The 14,937-nt window shown below is 70.2% G+C and carries 10 protein-coding genes; all 10 read right to left on the reverse strand.

Annotation, left to right across the window (positions count from 1 at the left end):
• Positions 1-42 precede the first annotated feature (42 nt).
• Positions 43-5,892: an Ig-like domain-containing protein gene (locus tag HQQ79_RS10155; protein WP_173034050.1), complete on the reverse strand. Its 5,850-nt coding sequence runs from the start codon at positions 5,890-5,892 to the stop codon at positions 43-45.
• Positions 5,889-7,301: a serine/threonine-protein kinase gene (locus HQQ79_RS10160; RefSeq protein ID WP_173034052.1), complete on the reverse strand. Its 1,413-nt coding sequence runs from the start codon at positions 7,299-7,301 to the stop codon at positions 5,889-5,891. The genes HQQ79_RS10155 and HQQ79_RS10160 overlap by 4 nt, the downstream gene beginning before the upstream one ends.
• Before the next feature lie 130 nt (positions 7,302-7,431).
• The gene (locus tag HQQ79_RS10165) at positions 7,432-8,253 is read right to left on the reverse strand and encodes a PP2C family serine/threonine-protein phosphatase (protein ID WP_017885739.1); all 822 of its coding nucleotides are present in this window, start codon (positions 8,251-8,253) and stop codon (positions 7,432-7,434) included.
• A gap of 3 nt (positions 8,254-8,256) precedes the next feature.
• Positions 8,257-9,060 carry an FHA domain-containing protein gene (locus tag HQQ79_RS10170; RefSeq protein ID WP_216852359.1) on the reverse strand — a complete coding sequence of 268 codons (804 nt, stop codon included), beginning with the start codon at positions 9,058-9,060 and terminating at the stop codon, positions 8,257-8,259.
• A 55-nt stretch (positions 9,061-9,115) separates the two neighbouring features.
• Positions 9,116-9,673, reverse strand: a complete 558-nt coding sequence (locus tag HQQ79_RS10175; RefSeq protein ID WP_173034056.1) for a hypothetical protein — start codon at positions 9,671-9,673, stop codon at positions 9,116-9,118.
• 107 nt (positions 9,674-9,780) lie between these two features.
• Positions 9,781-10,551, reverse strand: coding sequence for a YaaA family protein (locus HQQ79_RS10180; protein ID WP_367948094.1), 771 nt, complete (start codon positions 10,549-10,551; stop codon positions 9,781-9,783).
• A complete protein-coding gene (locus tag HQQ79_RS10185; protein WP_027465776.1) occupies positions 10,548-10,811 on the reverse strand; it encodes a F0F1 ATP synthase subunit epsilon in 264 nt (87 codons plus the stop codon). Before HQQ79_RS10185 ends, HQQ79_RS10180 begins: the two co-directional genes overlap by 4 nt.
• A 1-nt stretch (position 10,812) precedes the next feature.
• The gene (gene atpD, locus HQQ79_RS10190; protein ID WP_017885744.1) at positions 10,813-12,267 is read right to left on the reverse strand and encodes a F0F1 ATP synthase subunit beta; all 1,455 of its coding nucleotides are present in this window, start codon (positions 12,265-12,267) and stop codon (positions 10,813-10,815) included.
• 47 nt (positions 12,268-12,314) lie between these two features.
• Positions 12,315-13,217, reverse strand: a complete 903-nt coding sequence (locus HQQ79_RS10195) for a F0F1 ATP synthase subunit gamma (RefSeq protein ID WP_027465777.1) — start codon at positions 13,215-13,217, stop codon at positions 12,315-12,317.
• A complete protein-coding gene (gene atpA / locus HQQ79_RS10200; protein ID WP_027465778.1) occupies positions 13,218-14,846 on the reverse strand; it encodes a F0F1 ATP synthase subunit alpha in 1,629 nt (542 codons plus the stop codon).
• Positions 14,847-14,937: the final 91 nt, after the last annotated feature.

Genomic DNA, 14,937 nt, shown 5'->3' on the forward strand with positions numbered 1-14,937 from the left:
TCGTGGCGGGAGGGCGGCGTTGGCGGGTCGGGGCGACGGGTGTCAGCCGCCGGGGGCTGGTTCCGGGGCAGGCTGCTCGGGAGCGGGGGCATCGGCAACCGGGAAGGCCTCGGTGGGCTCACCCTCCTGGGACAGCTCGGACCCGTCCGCTGTCCTGACGGTCGCGCGGACCTTGACGGAGCTGGCACCGAGCGGAGGGGTCGGAGCGGTCTCCCCGGCGTTCCAGCTGTCGGTGCCGACGAACACGTTGCCGCCCTCGTCGAGGAACCAGTCGGCGGTGAACCGGACCGTGCCACCACCGGGACCCGAGACCACCAGCGGCTTGCCCTGCTGCGCCGCGGTCACGGCCACACGGGTGTCGAAGGCGGCGGCGGCACCGGTCCAGGACTGGTCGTCCGTCGTGCAGAACGTGCTCCCTGGTCCGCCGCACGCGCGGAGGACCAGCTGCGAGGAGACGTTGCGACCGCCCGTCCCAGGAACACCCGTCCACGTCTGACCCGGCTGCAGCCTGACCGTCTGACCGCCGGTGTCGAGCTGGTAGTGGTCCACGCTCCGCGACGGTGCCGTCACGGAGACGTTCCAGAGGTTGGTGCTCGTCTGGGTCGTCCCCACGTCCGGCCGGTTCGTCCCCGACGGACGCTCGTAGGTCACGGCGTCGACGTACTCGACGTTGCAGAAGAAGCCGTTGGAGACGGTGACGGCGTACCGCGTCGAGCCGCCACCGACGCCCGAGTCACGGGCCGGACTCGAGCTGCCGATCGAGTTCGAGGACGGGGCCGCGCAGTCCACGTTGCCGGATCGGAACACGGCGTACCGGAGACCGGAACCGCCAGCGGCATCGCCAGCGCTCCAGCTCACGGTCACGGTCGAGCGACCCGACGAATCCGCCTGGTCGCCGGCTACCGCCTGGAGGTTCGTCGGCTTGCCCGGCGTCCCGACCGCGCTTCCGGTGGCGGACGCGGAGTTCCACTGCACCACCGTGCCGTTGCGGTCGGCGGCGTTCCGGGCCGACACGGTGACCGTGTACTGGGCGGCACTCTGGGCGCCGGTGAACGAGGTGCTCGTGGCGGTGCCGGTGTTGCGGGTGTCGGACAACCCCGGACCCTCGATCGTCACGACGTAGTTGTCGACCGCGCTGCCGTTGTTCGGCGCGGACACCTTGCCCCACTTGACGTCGAGCTGGTTCGGCGTCGACCTGCTGGGCGTGACCGTGATGCCCTTCGGCGGTGCCGGCACGAAGTCCGCACTCATCGGACCCGAGCGGGCCGAGGGCTTTGAGTCACCGATCGCGTTGGTCGCCACGACCTGGAACCGGTAGGACTCCTTCGGGTCGAGGCCGGTGACAGTGCACACCGTCGCGGTCCCGCAGTTCTTCGAGACGCCGTTGGTCCCGACGACGCGGTAGCCCGTGATGGGCGAGTTGTTGCTCTGCGGGGTCGCCCAGGTCAGCGTGGCCTGACCACCGTCGTAGGAGCCGGTGCGGGTGGGCGCCCCCGGCGCGTCCGGGACGTCCTGCACCGAGATCGTGACGTCGCCCCAGACGTACCGGTCGGGGTCGTTCGTGGCGTCCGCCACCTGGTACTGCAGGTGCGCGTCGCCGGGCTTCGCGGTTCCGGCGACCGCGACCTGCAGACGCGAGCGATCACCGCTCGGTGTGACGGTGACACCCTTCGGGAGTCCGCCGGACAGACCGCGGATGTTCACGACGCGCAGCCGCTCGCCGGGGAACGGGTTGGTCGGCTGGTCGTTCGTCAGGACGTCGAGGGTGGTGGTCGCCCCGCGCTTCGTGACCGCGCGGTCGGCGCCCGGCTGGACCACCGGCCGGGTGGAGCCGACGACGCCCACGGCGACCGTGCCGGCACGACCGGCGTTGGCGTCGTCCGCGACGCCGATCCCGATCGACGCGGTGGTGTTCTTCTTCGCGGTGTCGGCGACTGCGATGGTGAGCTGCTGCTTCGCGATCGACGCGGTCGTCCCAGCGGCGGGCCGGCCGACGATCGAGTACCGGAGCTCCGGCAGGTCCTTCGGGTACGGGTAGTCGGTGAGCTTCGTCAGGTCGATCTTCCGCGTCTCGCCCGGCTGCATCTCGATCGAGGAGCCCGCGAACGCTGGCGGCTGGTTCGACCGGGGCGTGACCGTGATCGGGAGCACGAGGGTGGCAACGCGGCCCTTGCCGCCGTTCGCCGACGAGCCGTCGGTGACCTCGAACGAGATCGACGCCTTGCCGTAGTAGAGCTTCGACGACGTGAACTGCAGCGTCGACGAGTCCACCACCAGGCTCTGCCCGTTTGCGTGGGTGGCCTTGACCGTGCCGCGGTCGGTGATCTTCGCGGTCTCGCCGTTCGCCGTCACGACGAAGTCCTGCAGCGGGATGCGGACCGTGGCCTCGCTCTTCACCGTGACCGCCCCGGCGCTGCGGTTGATCTGGGGCAGGGCGTCGTCGAAGCCCGGCACGTTGATGAAGCCGTAGGAGACGATGTCTGGGTGGTCGAGCCGGGCGACCGAGAACGGGATCACCTGCGAATCGTCGGTCAACCGGACCGTGATGCGGCCGTCGCCGGTGGGCGTCGCCGTGTCGCCGTAGCCGGGGACGACCCCGACCCGGAGGTCGGCCGCGGTGCCCTCGGCGAAGAAGACGTTGTCGAGCACGTCGACGGTCACGCTCTTCCGGCGGAGGATGTCCTGCAGGTCGAGGGTCGTGTCGTCGACCTCGGGCCGGAGCGGCTGGGCGTCCGGGTCGACGGTCACCGTGAGGAAGGTCGTGCTCGATCCCCCGCTGCTGTTCGCGACGGTGTAGAGCACGGCGTAGTCACCGCGCTTCGCCGTCTTCGGGGGCGTGACGCGGATCTGCTGCTTCCGGAGGATCTTCGCGGTGACGTCCTCGGCCGTCGGCTCGGCCTGCGCGACGGTGAGCTGCCCGCCCTCGGGGTCGGAGTCGTTCTGCAGGACACGCACCGTCACCGACCCACCGGGACGGATCGTGACGTGGTCGGCCTCGGCCACGGGGTTCGAGGCCTGCTCGGCGCGGGGTGCGATGCCCACCCGCACGGTGCCGGACGCGCGGGCCCCGAGAGCGTCCACGACCGTGTAGGTGAACTCGTCGGTCCCCGCCGAGTAGTCGCCGGCCTCGTAGGTCAGGGCGTCCGAGGCGACGTCGGCGACCGATCCCTTGTCGGGGTTGGAGCCCACGCCGACGAGCTGGACGGAGTCGCCGTCCGGGTCGATCCCGTTCAACGGCACGCTGATCCGCACCGACGACCCGGCGACCACGCGCGCGGTGACGGTCTGCGGGACCGGCGGGTTGTTGGTCGCGGCGTCACGCTCGCGCACCGAGATCGACACGGCGGCATCGGCGTACTGACCGTCCGGACCGGCGACCCGGTAGACGGCGGTGTAGTTGCCCGGGGTCTTCGGGGCGAGGTAGCGCAGGTGGTCACCGGAGACGAACAGCAGGCCGCCGTTGCCCGGCACGTTCTGCACCAGTTCGGGCTGGAGCGTCAACGGTTCGCCCTCGGGCTGGGTGTCGTTGCCGAGCACGTCGATGTTCGCGACGTCTCCGACGCGCACGGTGGCGGTGTCGGGCTGGGCGACCGGGGGCTGGATGCGGTCGGGCTTCGGGATCTCGACGACGGTGATCGTGCCAGGGGACGACGCCAATCCGTTCGTCTCCGTGTACCCGAACGACACCGGACCGTCGAGCGGCGCCGTGAGCGTGACGCGGACCTTGTGCTGGTCGAGGATGCTCGCCTGCACGCCGCTGCCCCGTGCGGGTCCGTCGAGCGCCGTCACGAGCAGCACCCCGCCCGCCGGGTCGATGTCGGTCGCGGTGACGTCCGTGTCCTTGGTGGACAGGGTGTTGACGAACACCGTCTTCGGCGTGGTGATCGGCGCCGTCGAGGCGTCCGGTGGCGCGAGGACGGTCACCCGGACGATGCCGCTCGACGTCTTCACGCCGTCGGTCACCGTGTACTCGAGCTGGTGGTCGCCCGCCCGCTCCCCCTGCACCCGGAAGGTCCCGGCGTCGTAGCTCGGGGTGACGGTGAGCCCGGATGCCGACGACACGCTGGTCAGTGTCACGGTGCCGTTGCCACCACGCACGTGGTCGAGTGGCTCGACCGTGAAGGCCTTGCCGGCGTACCCGGACACGGGGAACGGGTCGGCGCGCAACGGGACGGTGCCCTGCTTGGCCACCCGGACCGTCACGGCGCCCCGGCCGTCGGCGCGTCCGTCGCTCACGACCAGCTGCACCGACCGCTCACCGGTGCGGCCGCTGTCGTTCCGGAAGTCGAGCAGGCCGTCCGGTGTGGTGGACACCCGGTCGCCGTTCGACGCGGTGGCCGACTCCAGGTACACGGGGTCGCCGTCCGGGTCGACCCAGTCACCGAGCACGTTCGAGACCACGTGCCCGTTCTGGACGACGTCGGCCGAGGTGTCACGGACCTGCCGCGGCGCCTCGTTCTCGCTGTCGGGGCGCACGCGGATCCGGACCGTCGCGGTGTCCGAACCGCCGTTGCCGTCGGTGATCGTGTACGGGAACGTCACGGTCCCGGTGGCGCGGGACGACAGCGTGACCTGCAGACGTTGTCCGTCGCCGACGATCGCGACGCGGCCGGCGGACTTCGAGATGGTGCCGACCTCGCTCACGATGATCGGGTCACCGTTCGGGTCGTAGTCGTTCAGCAGGACCGGGAGGCTCGTGGTGCGTCCCGGACGAGCGCCCAGTTCGTCGTCCACCGCCACCGGTGGCTTCTGGTCCTTGTCGACCTCGGGGTCGTCGTCGGAGACCTGCTCCTGCTGCTGCTCGTCGTCCTGCTTGATCAGGTCGGCCCAGTTGTCGATGAGCTGACCACTCCGGTCGATCGCCCAGGATCGGCCGCTCGTCGGGTCGTTGGCGACGACGGTGTCGCCGTTGTGCAGGATCTGCAGTTCGCTCGTACCGCCGGTGCTCGCCAGCCGCTGCAACGCGCTGCCGTCGCAAGTGTCGATCGCCTGTCCGCCCGCCCACGCGGCGTACGTGCAGGAGCCGTCGACGTAGGGCCGCGCGGCTCGACCGGACACCTCGAGCGCGGTGGCGTCCACGGTGCCGGAGGCACTGACGCGGACCAGGCCCGCCGTGCCGGCGACCGTGACCTGGGCCGTGGTGTCCGACGACCGCTGGAGGGCCGGCGACGACCCCACCCGGTCGCCGAGCTCGACGGTGCGCCCGTCGACCGACAGGGCACCGCTCGTGCGGTCGAGCACGGCGAGGTGCCCGTCGAACGTGGCGACCTGGAAGTCGTCGCCCCGGTCCATGTCGACCTTCCACCGTTCGGCGACGGTGAGTGTCGTGCCGACGTCGACCAGCGACGCCGTTCCGGTCTTCGCGGAGTAGACCGCGACGTGGCCGTCGGAGGCGTCGAAGACGGTGTCGGCGCCCAGGGTCAGGTCGGCCTTGGCCGACGCGTCGAACTCGGCGAGGTCGCTCGCGGGGGTCGACCAGAGCTCACCCGTGTCCGCGTTGCCGATGACCGCGGTGTCGCCCGCGAAGAAGACCTGCGGCGTCCCGGCAGGCAGCGTGATCGCATCACCCACGGTGGCGTCGGCGACGTCGACCCGGGCGACCGTGCCCTTGGTCTCGTCGACGCTGTAGACGGTGGAGCCGCGCTGCAGCACGGACAGGTCGTCGCTGGCCGTCTCGACCGCGGTGTTGAGCTGCAGGATGCCGGTGTTCGCCCGGCCGACCGCGCCGTACTCGGCCGAGGGCACCCAGACGGTGCCGTCACCGAGGTCGACGCGTTGCGTGTGGTACCCGGTGGAGACGATGGCCGTGGTCGCGACGACGGCGCCGACGAGCAGCGAGGCACCGGTGGTCACGGCTGCGGAGCGGTGCTTCGCGAGGAGGGCGCGGATCACCCGGCGCTCCCGATCGTCGCGCACTTCTGCGCGCTCGCAGCACCCGTCTTGCCGTCGCGGTTCACCGCGACGGCGATGCACTCCTCGTCGCCGCGTTCACCGGAGACGACGAACGTCGTGCCGGTCTGCTGGCTCGAGGACCCGTTGGACGAGATGACGTACGTGTCGCCGCTGCGCAGCCCCGGGTCGGTCCAGCTGAAGGACACCGACTGCGGCGACGGCTCGGCACGGACCTCGGCCACGACCGGGATCGCCCCGGCGCCGAGCCGACCGACGACGACGACCGTGGCGATCGCGAGGGCCGCGACCACGACGACGGCGAGGGACGTCGCCCAGACCAGGGTCGAACGGGTCCGGCGACGGGCACGTGTCACGGACCCGGTGCGGTGCACGGTGCCGACGCTGTGCGAACCGCCGGCCACGACCCCGCCCTGCACCGCGCGGCGGGTCCGACGACGCGCACCGACCCGGGTGGGTGGCTGCAGCTCACGGATCACGGTGCGGTCGCCGTGCGGGGTGGGCGTCGAGATAGCCCAGGCCTCGACCGCGACGTCGGCGGACGTCTGCGGGATGCCGAGCTCGGCCTCGACCTGTTGGAACCCACGCACGAGTTCCATCACCGTCGCGGGGCGTCCCTGCGGCTTGCGGGAGAGCGCCGAGGCGAGCAGGCGCTCCAGCGAGGGCGGCACGTCGGTGCGACCGGTCGGCTTCACGCCGCCCTTGTCGATCCGGTGCATCAGATCGTTCGCACCGTTTTTGCCACCGCGGACCTCGAACGGGCTGCGCCCGGCGAGGAGCGAGTACACCGTCGCCGCGAGTGAGTACACCTCGGACTGGATCGTGCCGCGCGACTCGTCGATGAGGACCTCGGGCGCGGACCACGGGATCGACATGCCGATCGGCTCGTCGGGGTCGGTGCCCCCGATCGTCGCGGCGATGCCGAAGTCGGAGAGCACGGGGTTGCCGTAGGCCGTCAGCAGGATGTTCGAGGGCTTGATGTCGCGGTGCAGCACGCCCTCACGGTGTGCGGTTTCGAGCGCCGAACCGATGCGGATGCCGATCGACAGCACCTCGGACACCGGGATCGGTTCGCGACGGTAGCGCTCGCTGAGGGACGACGAGCAGAGCTCCATGACCAGGTAGGGACGGCCGTCAGCGGCGACGCTGGCCTGGAAGACGGTGAGGATCGACGGGTGCGTGCTGAGCCGGGCCATCAGGTTGGCCTCGGCCTGGAACATCTGCCGGACGCGGTCGTCGACGACCTCGTCCAGCAGCACCTTCACCGCGACCTGTCGTCGGGGCATGTCCTGTTCGTAGAGGAAGACGTCGGCGAAGCCACCGGACCCGAGGACGTGGACGGGACTGAAACCGCCGATCACGGGCGGGTTGGACGGCAGGCGTCTCGCCATGGTCCTCTCCTCCCCCGGCCGAGCGGCCAGCTCTCTCGACGTGGCCATGTCATTGTACGAAGCGTGGGTGACGGACATTCCGCACGCCGATCCCCCACAGCTCGACGCGTTCCCCCAGTTCGGGGGCCAGTCAGTGCCTCGGCAGCGTGTCCTCGAGGTCGCCGTCGTCCGGCGCGGCATCGACCTGCAGCACCACCACGGTGACGTTGTCACGACCGCCGGCCACGACGGCGTCGCCCACCAGACGCTCCGCCAGGTCCTGCGCGCCCGGCTCACGTGCCGCGATGCGCGCGATGCCGGCGTCGCCGAGCTCCTTGGTCAGCCCGTCGGAGCAGACGATGTAGCGGTCACCGGCCCGCAGGGGCAGGGTCCACCAGTCCGGTGCCGGCGGTTCGCCGAAGCCGACCGCACGCGTGATGACGTTGCTGTCCGGGTGCTGCTCGGCGTCCTCGGCACGCAACAGACCGGCGTCCACCATCTCCTGCACCACCGAGTGGTCGACGGTGACGCGGCGCAGCACGCCGTCCTCGATGCGGTAGGTGCGGGAGTCACCGACGTTGAACACGAGCGCTGCGGGCTGCCCGAGCGAGGCCACGAGCGCGATCCCGGTGACGGTGGTGCCCGCGCCGATGGCGTTGCCGCCGGCTGCGCGCTCGATGTCGGCGGTCGCGAGGAGCAGTGCACGCTGGATGCCCTGGCGCGTGGTGAACGGTTCGGCCGTCACCTGTTCGAGCCGACGCACGACCGCGTCGCTGGCGCGGTCGCCCGCGAGGTGCCCGCCCATGCCGTCGGCGACGACGAAGAACGGCGCGCCCACGATGTAGCTGTCCTCGTTGTGGTCACGCCGTCGACCGACGTCGGTCGCGGCTCCCCACGAGAGCGTCAGGGTGGCGCCGTCGGCACCGGGGACGTCGATGGCGTGCGCAGTGGCTGCTCGGCCGAGTTCGGTCACGTGTCAGGATCGCTCTCTGGTGGGTCGGGGCGTGCCGTGTGCTGTCTGATCGGAGGGCCACGGGGGAACCGGAGGCAGCCCCTCTGCCGTCGGTGCGACCCGGAGGTACGGCGAGAGGACCTCGATGGCGTTGCCGTCACCGATCTCGACTACCGTACCCGTCAGCGCCACGATCGACGCACCCGACGCCATGCGGTAGGCGGGCGCACCGGCCGGGCGGACGACGGTGCCGTTCGTGGACCGGAGGTCCTGCACGACGACGGCTGCGCCCTCGGCGTGCATCCGGACGTGGGACGACGACACCTGCCCGTACGCCGACCGCACGGTCACGAGTTCGGGCTGCGGACCACGGGTGACCCGGGGCAGCGACGGCCGACGGCCGATGACCACCGGGTGGTCGAGCCGGAAGGTGCGGTCGCCGATGCGGATCGAGGGCACGCGTGCCGCAGGTGCGGCGGGTACGGACGGGACGGCCGGGAGGCCCGGGGCAGCACCCACGAACGGGCCCGCTCGGTCGCCGGGTCGCGCCGGCACCCGGACGACGGTGTCCTCCGGATCGACGTCGTCCACCGCTGCCGGTGCCTGGGCGGGTGCACCGACCGGGGGCCGGATGACCGTGTCACCGAGGACCCCGTCGTCGGACCCGGAGTCGGAATCGGGACCGGCTCCGGCTCCGGCTCCGGCTCCGGGGAGGACGGGACCTGCGCCGCGGATGACGGTGTCACCGACGGCGTCCGCCGTCCGGTCGCCCGCCGGCGATCGTCGGGGTCGCCGGATGACGGTGTCCTCGATGTCGTCGTCGTACAACCGGAGCCCTCCCAGTGTGGTCTCCCCCACCGTAGACGATCCGGTCGACCCCACGTCATCGACGCTCCCACGACGGCCCGCTGCCCGCGACGACCGAACGCAGGACGAGCCCCGCGAGCGGGTCGTCGACGCGCGTCTCGAGGGCGTACCGGGCACGCGTCTCCGCCCGGGCCCAGGACCCGAGCGCCCACGCGCACCAGGCACCGAGCGACAGGGCACCGGCGGCACCGGACGATCCGTCGAACGGGCCGTCCTGCGCCCGCCACACCCGCCACGCGTCGGCGCACCGGTCACCGGCGAGCCGCACGCGGGCACGATCGGGAGCCGGGCCGAAACCGTGGAGCGCCGGTGGTGTCGGGTCGGCGAAGGGGTCGAACACCCGGATCGACCGCGGGTCCGGCGTGCCCTGCGCCGCGATGAACGGCACCAGGGCCATCCGGGGCGCGAGTGCGCCGCACGCGGTCACCACGGCCGTCGCAGCCGCCGTCGACAGGTCCGCACGGCCGGGCGCGACCAGCGCGGCCGCTGCGGCGGGGAGGGTGACCGCCGCGGCGATCTCGCGAGGGAAACGGACTGCGGAGCCGGGGCCGGACTGTGCCGTGAGAGGGATCATGCACGCCATCGAAGCGTGCTGCGGGCCTCCAGGCAGGGGCGCCCCGGCCATCTGTGGACCGGAGCTGCCCCACCCACGCCTGTGGAGGACGAGCCGGCGGAACCCGCTCAGGCGGCGACGGGCTCCAGGCTCTCGGCGACCAGGTCCCAGCCGCCCTCGTTGCGTTCGACCACCACGCCGTTCGCCGCCGCCCAGACGACCAGGTCGTCCATGCTGCCGATGCTCGCGCCGGTGCGGGCGAGCAACGCCACCAGGCGGCCCTTCGCGGTCTTGTTCCAGTGGTTCAGTGCACGACGACGACCGGAGCCGTCGACGCTCACCACCCGCGGTGTCACCGCTCCGGACACGGGACCGAGCTGCCGGTACCCCTCGGACCGCAGGTCGAGCACCAGGCCGTCCGCACGGGTCAGCAGGGAACGGGTCGACACCGCGGGCCAGTGCGCGGCCAACCGGATCGAACCGAGCCGCGAGTCGTGCGACAGCCGGTACGCCGGGATCGGGTCACCGGCGCCGATCGGGCCGAACATCGCGGACTGCACGATCACGTGCTCCGCCCACCACGCACGGGTCGCCGCGTCCGCGTCCTGCACACCCAACGGGTCGTAGAGGACCCCCGTGTACCGCTCGATCGCGGGCATGGTGCCCGAGGTGTCGAGCTCGAGGTTCCGGAGGCGCTCGGCGATGGACTTCGGACCGAGCTTGAGTGCCGTCCTGGCCGAGGACTCCTCGGAACTGACGAAGCGGGCCGCGGTGATCACCGCGGCCCGCTCATCGGCCAGTTCCGGGAACGAGAGTGCACGCAGATCGAGCGTGCGGCTCGTGTCCCCGCCCTCCCGCTTCGTCTCCGAAGGCGGGAGCAGGACGGTCAGTCCGGTCAGGACGCCAGCGCGGCCTGCCGCGCGACGATCGTCACCGTGTCGTGCTCGACCGACAGGAAGCCGTCCTCGGCGTCGACCGCGACGGTCGACCCATCGGCCCGCGTGATGCGGACCTGACCCTGCGCCAGGATCGCGAGCATCGGCTCGTGTCCGGCGAGGATGCCGATCTGGCCCTCTGTCGTCCGTGCGACGACCATGGTGGTGTCGCCCGACCAGACCTCGCGGTCAGCCGAGACGACGCTCACGCTGAGACCCGCCATGTCAGCGGTTCTCCTTCTGGATCTGAGCCCACTTCTCTTCCACGTCGTTGATGCCACCGACGTTGAAGAACGCCTGGGTCGCAACGTGGTCGAACTCGCCGTCGGCGATGGCGCGGAAGGACTCGATGGTGTCCTTGAGCGGCACCGTGGAGCCCTCGACGCCCGTGAACTTCTTCGCCATGTAGGTGTTCTGCGAGAGGAACTGCTGGATACGACGAGCGCGCTCGACCGTGATCTTGTCCTCTTCGGAGAGCTCGTCGACACCGAGGATGGCGATGATCTCCTGCAGTTCCTTGTTCTTCTGGAGGATCTGCTTGACGCGCGTGGCCGTCTCGTAGTGGTCGGCACCCAGGTAGCGCGGGTCCATGATGCGCGACGTCGACGCCAGCGGGTCGATCGCGGGGTACAGACCCTGCGACGCGATCTCACGGGAGAGCTCGGTCGTCGCGTCGAGGTGCGCGAACGTGGTGGCCGGAGCCGGGTCGGTGTAGTCGTCAGCCGGCACGTAGATCGCCTGCAGCGAGGTGATCGAGTGACCACGCGTCGAGGTGATGCGCTCCTGGAGCACACCCATCTCGTCGGCGAGGTTGGGCTGGTAGCCCACGGCGGACGGCATGCGGCCGAGCAGCGTCGAGACCTCGGAGCCGGCCTGCGTGAAGCGGAAGATGTTGTCGATGAAGAGGAGCACGTCCTGCTTCTGGACATCGCGGAAGTACTCCGCCATCGTCAGCGCCGACAGGGCCACGCGGAGACGCGTTCCCGGCGGCTCGTCCATCTGGCCGAACACGAGGGCCGTCTTGTCGAAGACACCCGCCTCTTCCATCTCACCGATGAGGTCGTTGCCCTCACGGGTGCGCTCACCGACACCGGCGAACACCGACACACCGCCGTGGTCCTGCGCAACGCGCTGGATCATCTCCTGGATGAGGACGGTCTTGCCGACGCCCGCACCACCGAAGAGGCCGATCTTGCCACCCTGCACGTACGGGGTGAGGAGGTCGATGGACTTGATGCCGGTCTCGAACATCGAGGTCTTGGATTCGAGCTGGTCGAAGGCCGGGGCCTTGCGGTGGATCGGCCAGCGCTCGGTGATCTCGAGCTTCTCGTCCGTGTTGAGCACGTTGCCGAGGACGTCGAAGACCTTGCCCTTGGTGACGTCGCCGACGGGGACCGAGATCGGAGCGCCCGAGTCACGGACCTCCTGGCCACGGACCAGGCCGTCGGTCGGCTTCAGGGAGATGGCACGGACGAGGTCGTCGCCGAGGTGCTGGGCGACCTCGAGGCCGATCTCCTGCGACGAGTCACCGATGGTGATGGTCGTGAACAGGAGGTTGTACATCTCCGGGATTGCGTCGTGGGGGAACTCGATGTCGACGACGGGGCCCGTGACACGGGCGATCCGGCCGACACCGGGCGCCGACGACGTCTCGACCGCGGTGGTTGCGGTGTCGGTCATGGCTGGTGCCTTCCTGAGGGTGGGTATCTGTCCGCGAACGACGCGGACTACTTCTTCTTCGACGAGAGGGCGTCGGCGCCGCCGACGATCTCGGAGATCTGCTGGGTGATCTCCGCCTGACGCGCGTTGTTCGCGAGTCGGGTGAAGTCACGGATCAGCGAGTCGGCGTTGTCGCTGGCCGCCTTCATCGCCTTCTGACGCGCGGCGTGCTCGGAAGCAGCCGACTGCAGCATGGCGTTAAAGATGCGGCTCTCGATGTAGACCGGGAGCAGCGAGTCGAGCACCGCATCGGCGTCCGGCTCGAACTCGTAGAGCGGCAGGGGCTCGTTGCCCTCGGGCTCGTCGATGCCCTCGACGACCTCGAGGGGCAGCAGGCGAACGACCTGCGGCTCCTGGGTCGCCAGGCTGATGAACCGGTTGAACACGATGTGGATCTCGTCCACGCCGCCGTCAGCAGTGTCCTGGAGGAACTTCGCCACGACGGCGTCGCCGATCTCCTTGGCCGTCGAGAACTCCGGCTGGTCGGTGTTGCCGACCCACTGCTGCTCGGACGGACGCTCACGGAACGCGAAGTACCCGACGGACTTGCGGCCGACCAGGTAGTAGACGACGTCCTTGCCCTCGCTGCGGAGCAGGGAGGCGAGCTCCTCGCCCTGCTTGAGGACGTTCGTGCTGAACGCGCCGTTCAGGCCGCGGTCCGAGGTGAAGAGCACGACGGCTGCACGGGTCGACGACTCCGGCTCGGTGGTCAGCACGTGATCGACGTTCGAGAACGTCGCCACTGCCGACACCGCACGGGTGACGGCCCGCGAGTACGGACCGGACGCAGCCATGCGGGCCTGCGCCTTCTGGATCCGCGACGCCGAGATCAGCTCCATGGCGCGGGTGACCTTCTTCGTGGTCTTCGCCGACTTGATCCGCTGGCGGTAGACCCGGACCTGCGCTGCCATCTAGCGACGACCCTTGACGATCTGCTCCTGGTCGACGTCCTCGGCGTCAGCCGCGTCGAACTGCTCGGAGCCGAGGGTCTTGCCGTCGCTCGTCTGGAAGCTCTTCGTGAACTCGTCGATCTGCTTGTCCATCTCGGCGACGGTCTCGTCGCTGAGCTGGTTCGTCTCGCGCAGCGTCGTGAGGACATCGGAGTTGCGACGCAGGTGGTCGAGCAGTTCGGACTCGAAGCGGAGCACGTCCGGCACCGGGACGGTGTCGAGCTTGCCGTTCGTGCCGGCCCAGATCGAGACGACCTGCTCCTCGACCGGGTACGGCGAGTACTGCGGCTGCTTGAGGAGCTCGGTCAGGCGGGCACCGCGCTCCAGCTGTCGACGCGACGCCTGGTCGAGGTCGGACGCGAACATCGCGAACGCCTCGAGCGAGCGGTACTGCGCCAGCTCGAGCTTCAGCGTGCCGGAGACCTTCTTGATCGACTTCACCTGGGCGTCACCACCGACGCGGGACACCGAGATGCCCACGTCGACGGCCGGACGCTGGTTCGCGTTGAAGAGGTCCGACTGCAGGAAGATCTGGCCGTCGGTGATGGAGATGACGTTGGTCGGGATGTACGCCGAGACGTCGTTCGCCTTGGTCTCGATGATCGGGAGACCCGTCATCGAACCGGCGCCGAGCTCGTCGGACAGCTTCGCGCAACGCTCCAGCAGACGGGAGTGCAGGTAGAAGACGTCACCCGGGTAGGCCTCGCGGCCCGGCGGACGACGCAGGAGGAGCGACACCGCACGGTAGGCCTCGGCCTGCTTCGACAGGTCATCGAAGATGATGAGGACGTGCTTGCCCTGGTACATCCAGTGCTGGCCGATGGCCGAACCGGTGTACGGGGCGAGGTACTTGAAGCCGGCCGGGTCGGAGGCCGGAGCGGCGACGATGGTGGTGTACTCCATCGCACCGGCGTCCTCGAGCGCACCCTTGACGGAGGCGATCGTGGAGCCCTTCTGACCGATGGCGACGTAGATGCAGCGGACCTGCTTCTCCTCGTCGCCGGACTCCCAGTTGGCCTTCTGGTTGATGATCGTGTCGATCGCGATGGCCGTCTTGCCGGTCTGGCGGTCGCCGATGATCAGCTGACGCTGACCACGGCCGACGGGGATCATCGCGTCGATGGCCTTGATGCCGGTCTGCAGCGGCTGGTGGACCGACTTGCGGGCCATGACGCCGGGAGCCTGGAGCTCGAGGGCACGACGGCCCTCTGCGGCGATCTCGCCGAGACCGTCGATCGGGGCGCCGAGCGGGTCGACGACGCGACCGAGGAAGGCGTCGCCGACGGGGGCGGAGAGGACCTCACCCGTGCGGGTGACCTCCATGCCCTCCTCGATGCCGCCGAACTCGCCGAGCACGATGGCACCGATCTCGTCTTCGTCGAGGTTCTGCGCCAGGCCGAGCGTGCCGTCCGCGAAGCGGATGAGCTCGTTCGCCATGACGCCGGGGAGACCCTCGACGTGGGCGATGCCGTCACCGGCGTCGGTGACGTGCCCGACCTCGGCCGTGGAGGCCTTCGTCGGCTCGTAGTTCGAGACGAAGTCCTTCAGGGCATCACGGATCTCATCGGGGCTGATGGTGATGTCTGCCATGGGATTTTCCTTGTGGTTTTCCGGGGCCCTTCGGCTCCGAGAGGGTGACGCTGCCGGACTCGGCAGTTCCCGTTGTGGACTTGGGGAGGAG

Origin of the sequence: Curtobacterium sp. VKM Ac-2852 (assembly GCF_013205045.1) — a bacterium.
Classification (GTDB): domain Bacteria; phylum Actinomycetota; class Actinomycetes; order Actinomycetales; family Microbacteriaceae; genus Curtobacterium; species Curtobacterium flaccumfaciens.